Origin of the sequence: Cereibacter ovatus (assembly GCF_900207575.1) — a bacterium.
GTDB lineage: Bacteria > Pseudomonadota > Alphaproteobacteria > Rhodobacterales > Rhodobacteraceae > Cereibacter_A > Cereibacter_A ovatus.
The window spans coordinates 303,072-316,463 of the sequence record NZ_OAOQ01000002.1 but is presented as its reverse complement, the minus strand read 5'-3'; the positions used below and the strand labels follow the sequence as shown (position 1 = coordinate 316,463).

15 protein-coding genes and 1 riboswitch are annotated in these 13,392 nt (G+C 67.4%); of the genes, 4 read left to right on the top strand and 11 right to left on the bottom strand.

Annotation, left to right across the window (positions count from 1 at the left end; translation table 11 throughout):
- The 4 genes from CRO07_RS03785 to cobD all read left to right on the top strand — a co-directional run bounded on the left by CRO07_RS03785 (position 1) and on the right by cobD (position 3,559).
- Positions 1 to 1,020, top strand: a complete 1,020-nt coding sequence (locus CRO07_RS03785; protein WP_097029348.1) for an endonuclease/exonuclease/phosphatase family protein — start codon at positions 1 to 3, stop codon at positions 1,018 to 1,020.
- A gap of 41 nt (positions 1,021 to 1,061) precedes the next feature.
- Positions 1,062 to 1,263, top strand: a riboswitch (cobalamin riboswitch).
- 65 nt (positions 1,264 to 1,328) lie between these two features.
- The gene (locus CRO07_RS03780; RefSeq protein ID WP_097029347.1) at positions 1,329 to 1,712 is read left to right on the top strand and encodes a hypothetical protein; all 384 of its coding nucleotides are present in this window, start codon (positions 1,329 to 1,331) and stop codon (positions 1,710 to 1,712) included.
- Positions 1,712 to 2,554 carry a propanediol utilization protein gene (locus tag CRO07_RS03775; protein ID WP_097029346.1) on the top strand — a complete coding sequence of 281 codons (843 nt, stop codon included), beginning with the start codon at positions 1,712 to 1,714 and terminating at the stop codon, positions 2,552 to 2,554. The genes CRO07_RS03780 and CRO07_RS03775 overlap by 1 nt, the downstream gene beginning before the upstream one ends.
- Positions 2,555 to 2,566: 12 nt before the next feature.
- Positions 2,567 to 3,559: a threonine-phosphate decarboxylase CobD gene (cobD, locus tag CRO07_RS03770; protein WP_097029345.1), complete on the top strand. Its 993-nt coding sequence runs from the start codon at positions 2,567 to 2,569 to the stop codon at positions 3,557 to 3,559.
- On the opposite strand, the gene pqqE is transcribed toward cobD, so the two are convergent.
- The 11 genes from pqqE to napA form a co-directional block, all read right to left on the bottom strand.
- Complete coding sequence (pqqE, locus tag CRO07_RS03765; protein WP_097029344.1) at positions 3,523 to 4,659, bottom strand: pyrroloquinoline quinone biosynthesis protein PqqE; 1,137 nt, start codon at positions 4,657 to 4,659, stop codon at positions 3,523 to 3,525. The two genes, cobD and pqqE, sit on opposite strands and share 37 nt — an antisense overlap.
- Complete coding sequence (gene pqqD / locus CRO07_RS03760; RefSeq protein WP_097029343.1) at positions 4,659 to 4,955, bottom strand: pyrroloquinoline quinone biosynthesis peptide chaperone PqqD; 297 nt, start codon at positions 4,953 to 4,955, stop codon at positions 4,659 to 4,661. The genes pqqE and pqqD overlap by 1 nt, the downstream gene beginning before the upstream one ends.
- Positions 4,952 to 5,719: a pyrroloquinoline-quinone synthase PqqC gene (pqqC, locus tag CRO07_RS03755; RefSeq protein WP_097029342.1), complete on the bottom strand. Its 768-nt coding sequence runs from the start codon at positions 5,717 to 5,719 to the stop codon at positions 4,952 to 4,954. The genes pqqD and pqqC overlap by 4 nt, the downstream gene beginning before the upstream one ends.
- Positions 5,716 to 6,618: a pyrroloquinoline quinone biosynthesis protein PqqB gene (gene pqqB / locus CRO07_RS03750; RefSeq protein WP_097029341.1), complete on the bottom strand. Its 903-nt coding sequence runs from the start codon at positions 6,616 to 6,618 to the stop codon at positions 5,716 to 5,718. Before pqqB ends, pqqC begins: the two co-directional genes overlap by 4 nt.
- Before the next feature lie 17 nt (positions 6,619 to 6,635).
- Positions 6,636 to 6,716 (bottom strand): pyrroloquinoline quinone precursor peptide PqqA, encoded by an 81-nt coding sequence (gene pqqA, locus CRO07_RS03745; protein ID WP_002720979.1) that lies wholly within the window; start codon positions 6,714 to 6,716, stop codon positions 6,636 to 6,638.
- Between the two features lie 102 nt (positions 6,717 to 6,818).
- Complete coding sequence (locus CRO07_RS03740; RefSeq protein ID WP_097029340.1) at positions 6,819 to 7,823, bottom strand: LysR family transcriptional regulator; 1,005 nt, start codon at positions 7,821 to 7,823, stop codon at positions 6,819 to 6,821.
- 163 nt (positions 7,824 to 7,986) lie between these two features.
- Positions 7,987 to 8,697, bottom strand: coding sequence for a NapC/NirT family cytochrome c (locus CRO07_RS03735; protein ID WP_097029339.1), 711 nt, complete (start codon positions 8,695 to 8,697; stop codon positions 7,987 to 7,989).
- A gap of 22 nt (positions 8,698 to 8,719) precedes the next feature.
- Positions 8,720 to 9,166 carry a nitrate reductase cytochrome c-type subunit gene (locus tag CRO07_RS03730; protein WP_097029338.1) on the bottom strand — a complete coding sequence of 149 codons (447 nt, stop codon included), beginning with the start codon at positions 9,164 to 9,166 and terminating at the stop codon, positions 8,720 to 8,722.
- Between the two features lie 21 nt (positions 9,167 to 9,187).
- Positions 9,188 to 10,099 (bottom strand): quinol dehydrogenase ferredoxin subunit NapH, encoded by a 912-nt coding sequence (napH, locus tag CRO07_RS03725; protein ID WP_097029337.1) that lies wholly within the window; start codon positions 10,097 to 10,099, stop codon positions 9,188 to 9,190.
- Positions 10,096 to 10,890, bottom strand: a complete 795-nt coding sequence (gene napG, locus CRO07_RS03720) for a ferredoxin-type protein NapG (protein WP_097029336.1) — start codon at positions 10,888 to 10,890, stop codon at positions 10,096 to 10,098. The genes napH and napG overlap by 4 nt, the downstream gene beginning before the upstream one ends.
- A gap of 1 nt (position 10,891) precedes the next feature.
- Positions 10,892 to 13,381: a nitrate reductase catalytic subunit NapA gene (gene napA / locus CRO07_RS03715; RefSeq protein WP_097029335.1), complete on the bottom strand. Its 2,490-nt coding sequence runs from the start codon at positions 13,379 to 13,381 to the stop codon at positions 10,892 to 10,894.
- Positions 13,382 to 13,392 lie beyond the last annotated feature (11 nt).

The following is a 13,392-nucleotide window of genomic DNA, read 5'->3' as shown; positions in this document are numbered from 1 at the left end:
ATGGCCGCGCGGTTCCGAATCGCAACCTACAACATCGAATGGTTCAACAGCCTGTTTGACGACCGCGGCCGGCTGCTGCCCGACAACGAACTGTCAGGCCGCTATGAGATCACCCGCCGCGACCAGATCGAATCGCTGGGCATCGTCTTCACCGCGATGGATGCCGACGCGATCATGGTGATCGAGGCCCCCAATCAGGGCTCGCGCCGATCGACCGTCAAGGCACTGGAGTCCTTCGCGAAAGCCTTCGAGTTGCGCACCAGCCGCGCCGTCATGGGCTTTGCCAACCCGACCGATCAGGAAATCGCGCTGCTTTATGATCCCGCCCGGATCGAGGCCCGCCACGATCCCTGGCACTCGGCCAGGGCGCCCCGCTTCGACGAGACGTTCCGCTTCGACATCGACGTGGATGCCACCCCCGAATTGATCAGCTTTTCCAAGCCGCCGCTGGAACTCGCCATCCGGGCCGAGGGCCATCCGCTGCGCATGATCGGGGTTCATGCCAAGTCCAAGGCCCCGCGCGGCGCCCGCAGCCCGTCCGAGATGGCCCGGGCCGGCATTCAGAACCGGCGCCAGCAACTGGCCGAATGTGTCTGGCTGCGGCGCCGGGTCGACACGCATCTGGCGCGGCATCAAAGCCTGATCGTGATGGGCGATTTCAACGATGGCCCCGGTCTGGACGAATATGAAAAGCTGTTCGGTCATTCCGGGGTCGAAATCGTTCTGGGCGCCGATGTCCCGCCCGACATGCGCCTGCACGAACCGCACGCCCGGATGGCCCTGACGCAGAAGGTGGGCATCACCCCCAGCACCGCCCGTTTCTGGCTGGCCCCCGACCAGCAGTATTTCGAGGCGCTGCTGGATTTCATCATGGTCTCGCCCGATCTTGCGGCCAAGGCGCCGCACTGGCGGATCTGGCATCCGCTGAACGATCCGAACTGCCTGCGCACGCCCGAGTTGCAGCAGGCGCTGCTTTCGGCCTCGGACCATTTTCCGGTAACGCTCGACATCGACCTGTAGCCCTGCGGCGCGGCGGGACTTGCGCGGCGACAGGGAAAGCCCGATGCTGACCGCGACGGTTCCCGGATCCAGATCCGGGTGAAAAGGGAATGTGGTGCGGGCCCCGGCCCAAAGCCACGACTGCCCCCGCAACTGTAGGCGGTAAGTGCGTCCCATCATGCCCACTGGCACAGGACAGGCCGGGAAGGGCGGGACAAGCGATGACCCGCAAGTCAGGAGACCTGCCGTCATATGTTGACCCCGGGCAGGGTGTCCCGGCGCAAGGGGCTGTCCCTGCGCCTGCCTGCCTTCGCTGCGCGGAGGGCGCGATGATCGTGACGAAGAATGGCCGGACCTACAGTTGCACCCTGTGCCGGCACCGCGGCGAGCCATGCCGCGAAGGGCTTGCGGTGCTGGACCATCTCGGGCGCTCGGTGACGACGGCCGGTGCGCTGCTTCAACCGGGATTCGAGATGCAGGGCTGTGTCCGCCTGTCGGGCTGCGACCGGGCCTGCACCGCGCTGTTCCGGCTGACGCCGGACCGGCTGCACCTGTTCTGCGACATGGAGCCGTCGGACTGGTCGCCCGATCTGGTGGACATGGCCGACCTGTTGCTGGGCGCAGGCGGCAGCGGGCGCCCGGCGCGGGCGCGGCCGGAACCGGCGGCGATGGTCGTGGCGCAATCGGCCCGGTCAGCGGCGGGGTTGCATTGATGCGGCTTGACCGGCTGACCGCGGCCGCGGCCCGCCCCGGCCCGACCGTGCGGGTCGCGGGCCATCTGGGCGAGTTGCTTCAGGGCCGCCTTGGCCCCGACGGCCCGCTGGCGCTTGTCACCCTGCCCTGCCCCAGTCTGGCCGCCGAAGTGCATTGGCACGCGGGCCGGTTGGCGCTGCATCAGCCGGGGGCACGGCTCTTGACGCTGCCGGTGCTGCGCCGGCTGTGCGCAGCGGCGGGGGTATCCCCGCACGGGCGGTTCCGGCTGACGGCCGACATGCCGCCGGGGGGCGGCGCGGGGGCCTCGACCGCGGCGCGGGTGGCGGTGCTGCGCGCGGCGGGCGTGACCGACGAGGACCGGATCGCCCGCGCCTGCCTTGACAGCGAGGGCGCCAGCGACCCGCTGATGTTCACCGATCCCGGCCGGATGCTCTGGGCATCGCGCATGGGGCGGGTGCTGGACCGGCTGCCGCCGCTGCCGCGGATGGACATCGTCGGCGGCTTTCTGGGCCCGGCCTGCCGCACCGATCCCGCCGACCTGCGCTTTCCCGACATTTCCGATCTGGTGGCCGACTGGCGCGGGGCCAATCTGGCGCGGCTGGCGGTTCTTGCCTCGGAATCGGCGGCGCGCTGCCTTGCGCTGCGGGGCCCGGCCCATGACCCGACGCCTGCGCTGGCCGCGCGGCTGGGTGCGCTTGGCTGGGCGATCGGCCATACCGGGCCGGCGCGGGCGCTGATCTTTCCGCCCGGTCAGGCCCCCTTGCCTGCCGAGGGGATGTTGCGCGCGGCGGGCTTTTCGCTCATCACCCGGTTCGGGATAGGTGGACCTTCCCCCGCCTGAACAGAGGACGACATGCGCGATCACGGTGGCAATCTCGATGCGGCGGCGGCCCTCTTTGGCGGCGCGCCCGACGACTGGCTTGACCTGTCGACCGGGATCAACCGCCGCCCCTATCCGATGCCCGCGCTGCCTGCCCGCGCGCTGACCGCCCTGCCCGATGCCGCGGCGCTGGCGGCGCTGACACAGGCCGCCCGCACCGCCTATCGGACCGCAGCGCCGATGCTGGCCGTCGCCGGGGCGCAGGCGGCGATCCAGTTGGTGCCGCGGCTGGCCGCGCCCGGCATGGCGCGCGTGCTGGGGCCGACCTACAACGAACACGCCGCCAGCCTGCGCGCCGCCGGCTGGCGCGTCGAAGAGGTTGCCGACCTGCCCGCACTGGCTGGCGCCGACCTCGCGGTGGTGGTCAATCCGAACAACCCCGACGGACGCCGGCATGAACCCGACGCGCTGAAGGCGCTGCTGCCACGGGTGGGCCGGCTGCTGGTCGATGAAAGCTTCGCCGATCCGGTGCCCGCGCTGTCGCTGACCCCCGAGGCGGGGCTGCCCGGCCTGCTGGTGCTGCGGTCGTTCGGCAAGTTCTATGGGCTGGCGGGGCTGCGGCTGGGCTTCGTTCTGGGCAGCCCAGCCGACATCGACCGGCTGACGGGACTGGCGGGGCCTTGGGCGGTCTCGGGGCCTGCGCTTGTGGCCGGGGCGGTGGCGCTGGCCGACAGAGCCTGGGTCCGGGACACCACCGCCCGGCTTGAAGCCGAGACCCTGCGCCTTGACGCCATCGCCGCCCGCGCCGGCTGGACCCTTGCCGGCGGCGCGCATCTGTTCCGGCTTTACGCCACGCCCGACGCCACCGCCGCGCAGGACCACCTAGCCCGTGCAAGGATCTGGAGCCGGATCTTCCCATGGTCCGACCGGCTGATCCGCCTTGGCCTGCCGGGCGAGGAACCGGAATGGCACCGGCTTGACTCCGCCCTTCAGGCCTCAGGCACCCCGCCCGAGAAGTTGCGGTAAAGGAACCGATCCCCCCCCGTCGCTGCCTCGGTATCCGCCAGCGCAAAGACCTGCGCATGAAGCGGCGACAGCGCGCAGGCCGGGTCGGTCGCCGCGGCATCGCCCGCCAGTGCGAAAGCCTGACAGCGGCAGCCGCCGAAATCCTCTTCGGCATGGGCGCAGCTTCGGCACGGCTCTTTCATCCAGGCCGTGCCGCGATAGCGGTTCAGCGCCTCGGATCGGTGCCAGATCTCGGCCAGCGGCGCCTCGCGCACCGAATCGAACCGCAGGCCGGTGATGGTTTCGGCCGCATGGCAGGGCAGCACCTTGCCCGAGGGCGAGATATTGAAGAACTGCCGCCCCCAGCCCCCCATGCAGGTCTTGGGCCGCACCGCGTAATAGTCGGGGATCACATAATCGATCGCCAGCACCCCGGACAGGCGCGCCTGTGCCTGTTCGACCACCCGTGTCGCTTCGTCCAGTTGCGCGACCGAGGGCATCAGCGCCGCGCGGTTCTTCAGCGCCCAGCCGTAATACTGCACATGGGCCACCTCAAGCCGCTGCGCCCCCATCGCCACCGCCATGTCGACGATCTCGGGCAGTTGGTGCAGGTTCTGGCGATGCATCACCGCATTCAGCGTCAGCGCAAGCCCCGCCGCACGCACCCATTCCGCCGCCTGCACCTTCTTTGCGTGGCCGTCGCGAAAGCCGCCCACCCGGTCGGCAACCGCCGCCGTCGCACCCTGCACGCTGATCTGGACATGCGCCAGCCCCGCTTCGGCCAGTGCCGCGACCCTGGCTTCGGTCAGCATCACCGCCGAGGTGATCAGGTTGGTATAAAGCCCCACCCCGTCGGCATGGGCCACCAGATCCACCAGATCCTTGCGCACCAAGGGCTCGCCGCCCGAAAAGTGGATCTGCAACACCCCCAGCGCCGCCAGCTCGCCCATCACGCGCTGCCATTCGGCGGTGGACAGTTCGCGGCTGGCCTGCTCCATCTCGACCGGGTTCGAGCAATAGGGGCATTGCAACGGGCAGCGATGCGTCAGTTCCGCCAGCACCGCCATCGGGATGCTGTAGGCGGTGGGGGTCTCGGTGTCGGGAAGGGCGCGATCTTCCATCAAGCGACCTGTCTGTCGGTCAGAAAGCCCCGGTCGGACAGGTCTTGCAGCAGGTCCAGCACCTCGCGCGCGATCACGCCGGGGGGGGCCACATATTTCGCCTCAAGCGTGGCGGCGATGCTGGCGATGCTGGCCTGCCCATCGCAAAGCTGAAGGATCTCGACGCAGATATCGTCGGGCGTCATCACCTTTTCCGGCACCAGCAGCATCCAGCGCCCGCGCAGGCCGTCAAAGCGCAGCCTGGCGTGCCGGGCAAGGCTCACGCGGCTGTCGGGGATCAGGACCGCGCGGCTCATCGCATCTCCTCGGGGACGAAGGCGCCGGGGGGGATGTGGCCCAGAACATAGGCATGGTGCAGCGCGTCAAGCTGGGTCCACAGCACCTGGGTCTTGAAGATCAGGGCGTTACAGACCGCCTCGCGCGTTTCGGGGGTGGTTGCATGCGCACGCACATAGCGCAGCGCATAATCGGCATCGCGCGGCGCCTGTGTCAGGCGGCGCTGGAAATAGGCCATCACGCCGGGATTGACGAAATCGTAATGCGCCAGCATCCCCGCGATCCGTTCACGGTGGATGTTCGGCGCGAACAGTTCCGTCAGACACGAGGCGATCGCCTCGAGCGGGGTTTGGTCGCGCACGAAATGCACATAGGCATCCACCGCAAACCGGGTCGCCGGCAGGATGCCTTCGGTCTTTTCCACATAGCCGCGGTCAAGGCCCAGCGCGTCGGTCAGGATCAGCCAGCGTTCAATCCCGCCCTCGGTCGTTTCAGACCCGTCGTGGTCTTCCAGCCGGTGGCGCCATTCGATCCGCGTCGCCCGGTCGCGAAACCGCGAGATCACCACCGCATCCTTCACCGGGATCGAGCATTGGTAATAATAGCGGTTCAGCGCCCAGGCCTGCACCTGCCCCTTGGTCAGCTGCCCGCCATGCAGCAGATGGTGGAACGGGTGGCGGTCGTGATAGCGCGCGGCACCGATTTCGCGCAGGCGGTCTTCCAGCGCATCGGCGCTGTCCAGCGGGCGGGCAGGCGACAGCATCGGGGTCAGGTCAAGGCTCATGCGACAAACTCCGTTCCGGGGATGGGCACGCACCAGCCGGCGCGTTCGACCTCTGCTCTTTCCAGGGAACCCGGGATCAGCACCGGGTTCGAATTGTTGATATGGACGAACACCTTGCGCGCGATGCCCAGGGGTTCCAGCGCCGCCATCGCGCCATCCGGCCCCGAGATCGAGATATGCCCCATCCGCCGCCCGGTCTTTTGTGACAGCCCGGTGCGGATCATCTCGTCATCCGACCAGAGCGTGCCGTCAAAGAACACCAGATCCGCCCCCCGCAGCCGCTGGGCCAGCGCCGGCGTCACCTCGGCGCAGCCCGGCAGGATGAAGGCATGGCGCCCCCCGGCCGACAGATGCAGACCCAGCGTGTCGCCCTCGGCCGCACCTGCGTCCTCGCGGTAAAGCGCGGGCTTGCCGGGGACGGTGAAAGCCCGGACCGTCAACCCCGAAGGCGCCCCGTCCGGCAGCGCCGGCTGGAACGGCACCTCGGGCGCCATGGGCAGGCGCGGCACCAGATCCGCGCGCAGCACGTCAAAGATCGGGTTGGCGGTCAGAACCGCCAGCACGTCGGCATGGGCATGAAGGGCAAAGGGCCAGCCTTCGCGCAGGGTCAGAAGGCCCGCCACGGCATCCACCTCGGCGTTGGTCAGGATCACGCCGGCGATGGGCGAATGGCGCAGGCCGTGCCGTGGTTGCAGCGCCGGTGTATCCAGGATCTGCTGGCGCAGATCGGGCGAGGCGTTGACAAGGAACCAGTTTTCCCCGTCGGCGCTGGCAGCCAGCGCGCATTGGCCGTTGCGCAGCGCAGGCGTGGTGCGGGCGGTTCGGCAGCCTGCGCAGTTGCAGTTCCACTGCGGCAGGCCGCCACCTGCTGCGGAGCCGAGGACAATGATCCGAAGCATCGCAGCAGGCCCCAGGATCACTTGCGCTTGGCGCAGGAATACATGTTGATTTCCATGCCGACCGGGGTCTCGTCGTAACGCGGGGTCTTCCAGGCCATCGGTATCCTCCTCTGTTGCGATGGGGCCGTTTGCAAGCGGCTGTCTTGAAGTATCGGGGGCGCGGCAAAAGGTCGCCACCTATCCTTGCTGATAGGCCCAGCCTATGGGCGGGCCAGCAGCGGCGGCAGCGGCGCGATCGGCGGCAGGCGGATCTCGCGGCCGGCGGCTTGCAGCGCGGCGATCGCCGCCGCGTGGCGGCCCGAACGGTGCTGGGCCGGCTGGATCAGCGCCACGATGCGCCGCGGCTCGATCCCGGCATGGTAAAGCCGCAGCCCCGGTGCGGCGCCCACCGACAAGGCCGGCACGATGCAGACGCCAAGACCCGCGCGCACCATCGACAGCGCGGTTTCAAAACTGCGGACGCGGGCGGTCATGCGGTTCTGCGGCAGCATCTCGGCGAACCAGCTTTCGATGCGGCGGCTGTGCTGGCTGCCGAAAGCGATCTGGATCGAGGCGTTCAGGATCGCCTGATGATCGTCGGACAGGTCCGACAGCCGCGCCACCTTGCCCAGATCCAGCGCCTCGGGCACGGCCAGCACGGTGGGATCGGACATGATCGGGATCTGGATAAAGCCGGTGCTGGCCTCTGCGATCGAGTTCGCCGCCAGAAGCCCGATGTCGACACGGCGGGAATACAGCATTTCCAGCACATCGGCCGGGGCACCTTCCAGCAGATCGCATTCAGTGGTGCCATCCAGATCCATATGGCGCAGCGCCTCGGGCAGGATGGTGCGCAGAAGCGATTCCACCCCCGCAAGGCGCAAGGGATGCCGTGCCCCGCTGACATAGGCGGCCAGCGTATCTTCCAGCTCCTGCATCCCGCGCAGGACCGGCTCGGCCTTGCGCAGCATCAGGATTCCGGCCTCGGTCAGGATCATCCGGTTCGAGCGGCGGGTGAACAGGGCCACCCCCAGCGACTGTTCCAGCCCGATGATCTGCTGCGACAAGGACGGCTGCGCGATGCCAAGGATCTTCGCAGCCCCGGTCAGCGATTGCGACTGCGCCACCGCCCAGAAGGCGCGCAGCTTGCGCAGCGTCAGTTCCGGCCCCGCCTGCGCAACAAGGCGCAGGTCCGGCCCATCCGCGGCGCGTTCCGGCTTTGGCATGTCAGACCCCCCCCGTAGGCAGCCAAGCCTGACAGCAGAACGCCGCGCCGTCATCTCAGCCAAAGGGAGGACAGGCCGGACCGGAAACACCGGTGAACGAAAAAGGGCGGCGCCCCCGCACCGCCCCCACCCCTCTTGTCGATGGCCGGCCGGTCAGCAGGCGTCAGTCAAGCCGGGTTTCGCCCACAAAGGCCGAGACCGCCGCCACCTCTGGCTGGCTTGCGCGCGGGATCACGCCGCGGTTTTCCAGATCGGTGACCACCTCGCGATAGCGGTCGAGATAGTTCGCCGGCAGGTCATGCGCGATGCCCTGATGGCAGTCGATGCAGGTCTTGCCGCCGTCGATGGCCGTCTGGTGATCGGCCGCGGCGCGGTTTTCCTGAAGCGTAAAGTCCATGAAACCGAAGTTGTGACAGTTGCGGCATTCGTGGCTGTCGTTCGACTTCATCCGCGCCCATTCGTTGGCGGCAAGATCGATGCGCTTTTCGTTGAACTTCTGCTCGGTCCAGATCGACTGGGTGACGAAGTGGCCGTAAAGTTCCTTTGATGCCTTGATCTTGCGCAGCATCTTCGGGCCCCACTCTTTCGGAACATGGCAATCGGGGCAGGTCGCCCGCACGCCGGATGCGTTGTTCTGGTGGATGGTGCCCTGATACTCGGCATAGACGTTGTCCTTCATCTCGTGACACGAGATGCAGAACTGTTCGTTGTTGGTCATTTCCAGCGCGGTGTGAAAGCCGCCCCAGAACAGCACGCCGGCAGCGAAGCCGCCGAAGGCCAGAACGCCGACCGAGATCACCCCCGAGGGCGAGGCCAGAAACCGCCAGATCCGGCGCGGAAGGCCCGGTCGGGCGGCAGTGTCAGTGCGTTTCATCGTCGCTCTCCCCTGCCGCGCCTTATTGCCCAAGCGAGTGGAAAAGGTTTTCCACCAGCGCCGGCGCATCGGCCTGCGGAACATGGCACTGGTTGCAGAACCAGCGACGCGAGGCGACGTTTTCGGTCTGGATGCCGTCGCGGTCGGTGTAATGGGTCATCGACAGCGTCGGCGCGCCACGGTTGCCGGCGTTCTTCCAATCGTGGCAGGCAAGGCATTCGTTGGCCCTCATGTCGATCTGATACTTGTCGATCGAATGCGGGATCAGCGGCGGCTGAAGCCGGTAGTTGCGCACGAACCGCTGCTTTTCCTGATGGAACACCGGCTCGACATCCAGTTCCACGTCGGGCTGCACGCCGCGCAGCGACTTGACGCCCGCGCCGGTTTCGGCCGCCGACTGGGCAAGGGCAAGGCCGGCGACAACAATGGCCGGAAGGGCCAGGGCGCCAAGGAAGGCAAGCTTTTTCATGGCTGGGGTCTCCGTGTGATCTTATGCAGCGCGGCGCTGACGGGCCGGCGAAGGGGTGGGGTCTGCCCGGCCCGGCGCGGGGTGGGCGTCGAAACGGTGGGTGAAGCGAAAGACGTCCTGGGCACAGACGTCGATGCAGCGCCCGCAATTGGTGCAGTCGGGCGACAGGATCAGCGGCGTTTCGGCCGTGGTCCCGCGCAGGGCAGGCGTGATGACCGCCATCTCGGGGCAGACGGCGAAACAGTCCATGCAGTCGTCGCAAGCGGCGCGGTTGGCGGCCGAGACACGCAGCACCGATTTCTGCCCCACCAGCCCGTAGAAGGCACCGACCGGGCACAGCCGGCCGCACCAGCCGCGCCGGGCCAGCAGGAGGTCGAACAGGAACACCGCCCCGATCAGCGCCCAGCCCGCGGTCATGCCGAACACAATCCCGCGTTGCAGCATGGTGACCGGGTTCACCAGTTCCCAGGCAATCGTGCCGGTCAGGGCCGATACGGCAAGCACCGTGCCAAGCAGCCACAGCCGGGTGGACGCCTTGGGTTGCCAGCCCTTGGGCAGGCCCAGCCGGGCATGAAGCCAATGCGCGGCATCCGTCACCGGATTGACCGGGCAGACCCACGAACAATAGACCCGCCCGCCCACCAGCGCATAGACCGCCAGCACGATCAGCGCGCCGGTCAGCGCGGTCAGTTCCGGCCAGTGCCCGGCCACCATTCCCTGCAACAGGATCAGCGGATCGGTCAGCGGCAGCACGTCAAAGGTCATCGAACCGGCAAGGTCGCCCTTGACCCACCAGATCCCCGCCCATGGCCCCAGAAGGAAAATGCCCAGAAAGACCGCCTGCGACAGCCGCCGCAGGATCAGCCAGCGATGGGCGCCCAGCCAGCCCTTGCGTCTGACGGCATCCCGGCCGGGGGTCAACTTGTCGGTCATTGTCCTGTCCCCGGCAGTTTCATCAGGGGGGCGAAATCCGGGGCCTCTTCGGGCAGCCGGTCCGGCAGGTCGATGATGCCTTCGACCACCGGGCCGCCCTTGCGTTCCATCTCTTCCCAGCCCAGCCGATAGTGTTCGGCAGCCTTGCCGCGGGCCAGTCGGATCGGCAGCACCTTGATCGTGGCTTCGGGCAGGACGCAGGCCTGTTCGCACTTGCCGCAGCCGGTGCAGTGTTCGGCATGAACGGTGGGCAGAAAGATCGCGTGATGCCCCGAGCGTTCGTTGTGCATCCGGTCCAGCGTGATCGCCTTGTCGATCGCCGGGCAGACGCGATAGCAGACATCGCAGCGCAGCCCCAGCGCGTTCAGGCAGTTTTCCTGATCCACCAGCACCGCCACGCCCATCTTCGCATCGTCGATATCGGTCAGCGCCGGGTCCAGCGCGCCGGTCGGGCAGGCTTTCACGCAGGGAATGTCGTCGCACATCTCGCAGGGGATCTGACGGGCGGTGAAAAAGGGCGTGCCGGTGGCCGCCCCCTCGCCCAGATCGGCCAGCGACAGCGTGTCATAGGGACAGTCGCGCACACACAGGCCGCAGCGGATGCAGGCGGCCAGAAAGTCGGGCTCGTCCAGCGCCCCCGGCGGGCGCAGGGCCTCGGCCGGAAGCGCCCTTGCATCGCGGGCGTAAAGCGCCAGAAGGCTGCCCGCCACCGCGCAGCCGGCCGCCGCCCGTGCCGCATCCGTCAGGAAGCGGCGGCGGTCGATCGGCGGGGCGGGGCGGCGGGGGGCCATGTCAGACGCGCTCCACCTTGCAGGCGCATTTCTTGAAGTCGGCCTCTTTCGAGATCGGGCAGGTCGCATCCAGCGTCAGCTGGTTCACCAGCTGATGTTCGTCGAACCACGGGATGAAGATCATGCCCTTCGGCATCTTGTTGCGGCCGCGTGTCTCGACCCGGCTCAGCATCCGGCCGCGGCGGGTGGTGATCGCGATTTCCTGACCGCGCTTCAGGCCGCGCTCTGCCGCATCTTCGGGGTGCATGAAGGTCACCGCCGACGGGAACGCCTTGTGCAGTTCCGGCACCCGCCGCGTCATCGAGCCAGAGTGCCAGTGTTCCAGCACCCGGCCGGTGCCAAGCCACAGGTCATATTCGGCATCCGGAACCTCGGCCGGCGGCTCGTAGGGGGCGAAGATGATCTTGGCCTTGCCGTCCTTGTTGCCGTAGAAGCGCACGCCCTCGCCGGCCTTCACATAGGGGTCATAGCCCTCGCGGAAGCGGTACAGCGTTTCCTTGCCGTCCACGACCGGCCAGCGCAGGCCGCGGGCCTGATGATAGGTCTGGAACTCGGCCAGATCGTGGCCATGGTCGCGGCCGAAGATGGCGTATTCCTCGAACAGGCCCTTTTGCAGATAGAAGCCAAAGTGCCGGCTTTCGTCGTTCTCGAAGCCTTCGGCGGTCTCGGTCACCGGGAAGCGGTTCACCACGCCATTGGCATAAAGCACGTCAAAAAGCGTGCGCCCGCGCAGTTCGGGCTTCTGGTCCAGAAGCTCGGCCGGCCAGACCTCGTCGGTGGTGAAGCGTTTTGAAAACTCGACAAGCTGCCACAGGTCGGACTTCGCCTCGCCCGGGGCCTGCACCTGCTGGCGCCAGAACTGGGTGCGGCGTTCGGCGTTGCCATAGGCGCCTTCCTTTTCCACCCACATCGCGGTGGGCAGGATCAGGTCGGCGGCCAGTGCGGTCACGGTCGGATAGGGATCGGACACGACGATGAAGTTTTCCGGGTTGCGATAGCCCGGCCAGCCTTCCTCGTTCATGTTGGGCGCGGCCTGCATGTTGTTGTTGCACTGCACCCAGTAGGCGTTGATCTTGCCGTCTTTCAGCATCCGGTTCTGAAGCACCGCATGGGCGCCGACCTTTTCGGGGATGGTGCCCGCGGGCAGGCCCCAGATGTCTTCGGCATGGTGGCGGTGTTCGGGGTTCGTCACCACCATGTCCGCCGGCAGCCGGTGCGAGAACGTGCCCACCTCGCGCGCGGTGCCACAGGCCGAGGGCTGCCCCGTCAGCGAGAACGGCGAATTGCCCGGCTCCGCGATCTTTCCGACCAGAAGGTGGACGTTGTAGCAGTTCGAGTTCACCCAAGAGCCACGGGTGTGCTGGTTGAAGCCCATGGTCCAAAGCGACATGACCTTGCGGTTCGGGTCGGCATATTGCTTGGCCAGCCGTTCCAGCTTTTCAGCCGGCACACCCGACAGCGCGGCGACCTTTTCCAGCGTGTAATCCGCGACGGCGGCCTTGAACTCCTCGAAGGTGATCGGCTCCATGTCGCCGGTGGTCTTGGGGTCCACACCTTCTTCCAGCGCATGGGTCGGGCGCAGGCCATAGCCGATGTCGGTCTTGGTCTTGAAGAACGTCGTGTGCTTGTTGACGAAATCCCAGTTCACCGCATCGGTCTGGATGATGTGGTTCGCGATATAGTTCAGGATCGCAAGGTCGGTCTGGGGCGTGAACACCATGCCGTTGTCGGCCAGCTCGAACGAGCGGTGTTCATAGGTCGACAGCACATGCACCTCGCAGCCCGGTCTGGTCAGGCGCGTGTCGGTCATGCGCGACCACAGGATCGGGTGCATCTCGGCCATGTTCGACCCCCAGAGCACGAAGGTGTCCGCGGCCTCGAGATCGTCATAGCAGCCCATCGGCTCGTCGATGCCGAAGGTGCGCATGAAGCCCGCGACGGCCGAGGCCATGCAGTGCCGCGCGTTGGGATCAAGGTTGTTCGACCGGAACCCCGCCTTCATCAGCTTCGCGGCGGCGTAGCCTTCCCAGATCGTCCACTGACCCGAGCCGAACATGCCGATGGCCTCGGGGCCCTTGGCCTTCAGCGTGGCCTTCCACTTCTCGGCCATGATGTCGAACGCCTCGTCCCACGACACCGGGACAAATTCGCCGTTCTTGTCATAAACGCCATTGGTCTTGCGCAGAAGCGGCGTGGTCAGCCGGTCCTGACCATACATGATCTTGGACAGGAAATAGCCCTTGATGCAGTTCAGCCCGCGGTTCACCGGCGCTTCGGGGTCGCCCTGCGTCGCCACCACGCGGCCCTCTTTCACGCCCACCAGCACCGAACAACCGGTGCCGCAGAACCGGCAGGCGGCCTTGTCCCAGCGCAGTTCGCTGTCGGGCGCGGCGGCGGCGACGGGGGCGGCAAGCGGGATACCGGCGGCCGAGGCCGTCGCCGCGGCGGCGGTCGCCTTCAGGAAGCTGCGGCGCGAGGATGTAAGGGTCATCTGGGATCTCC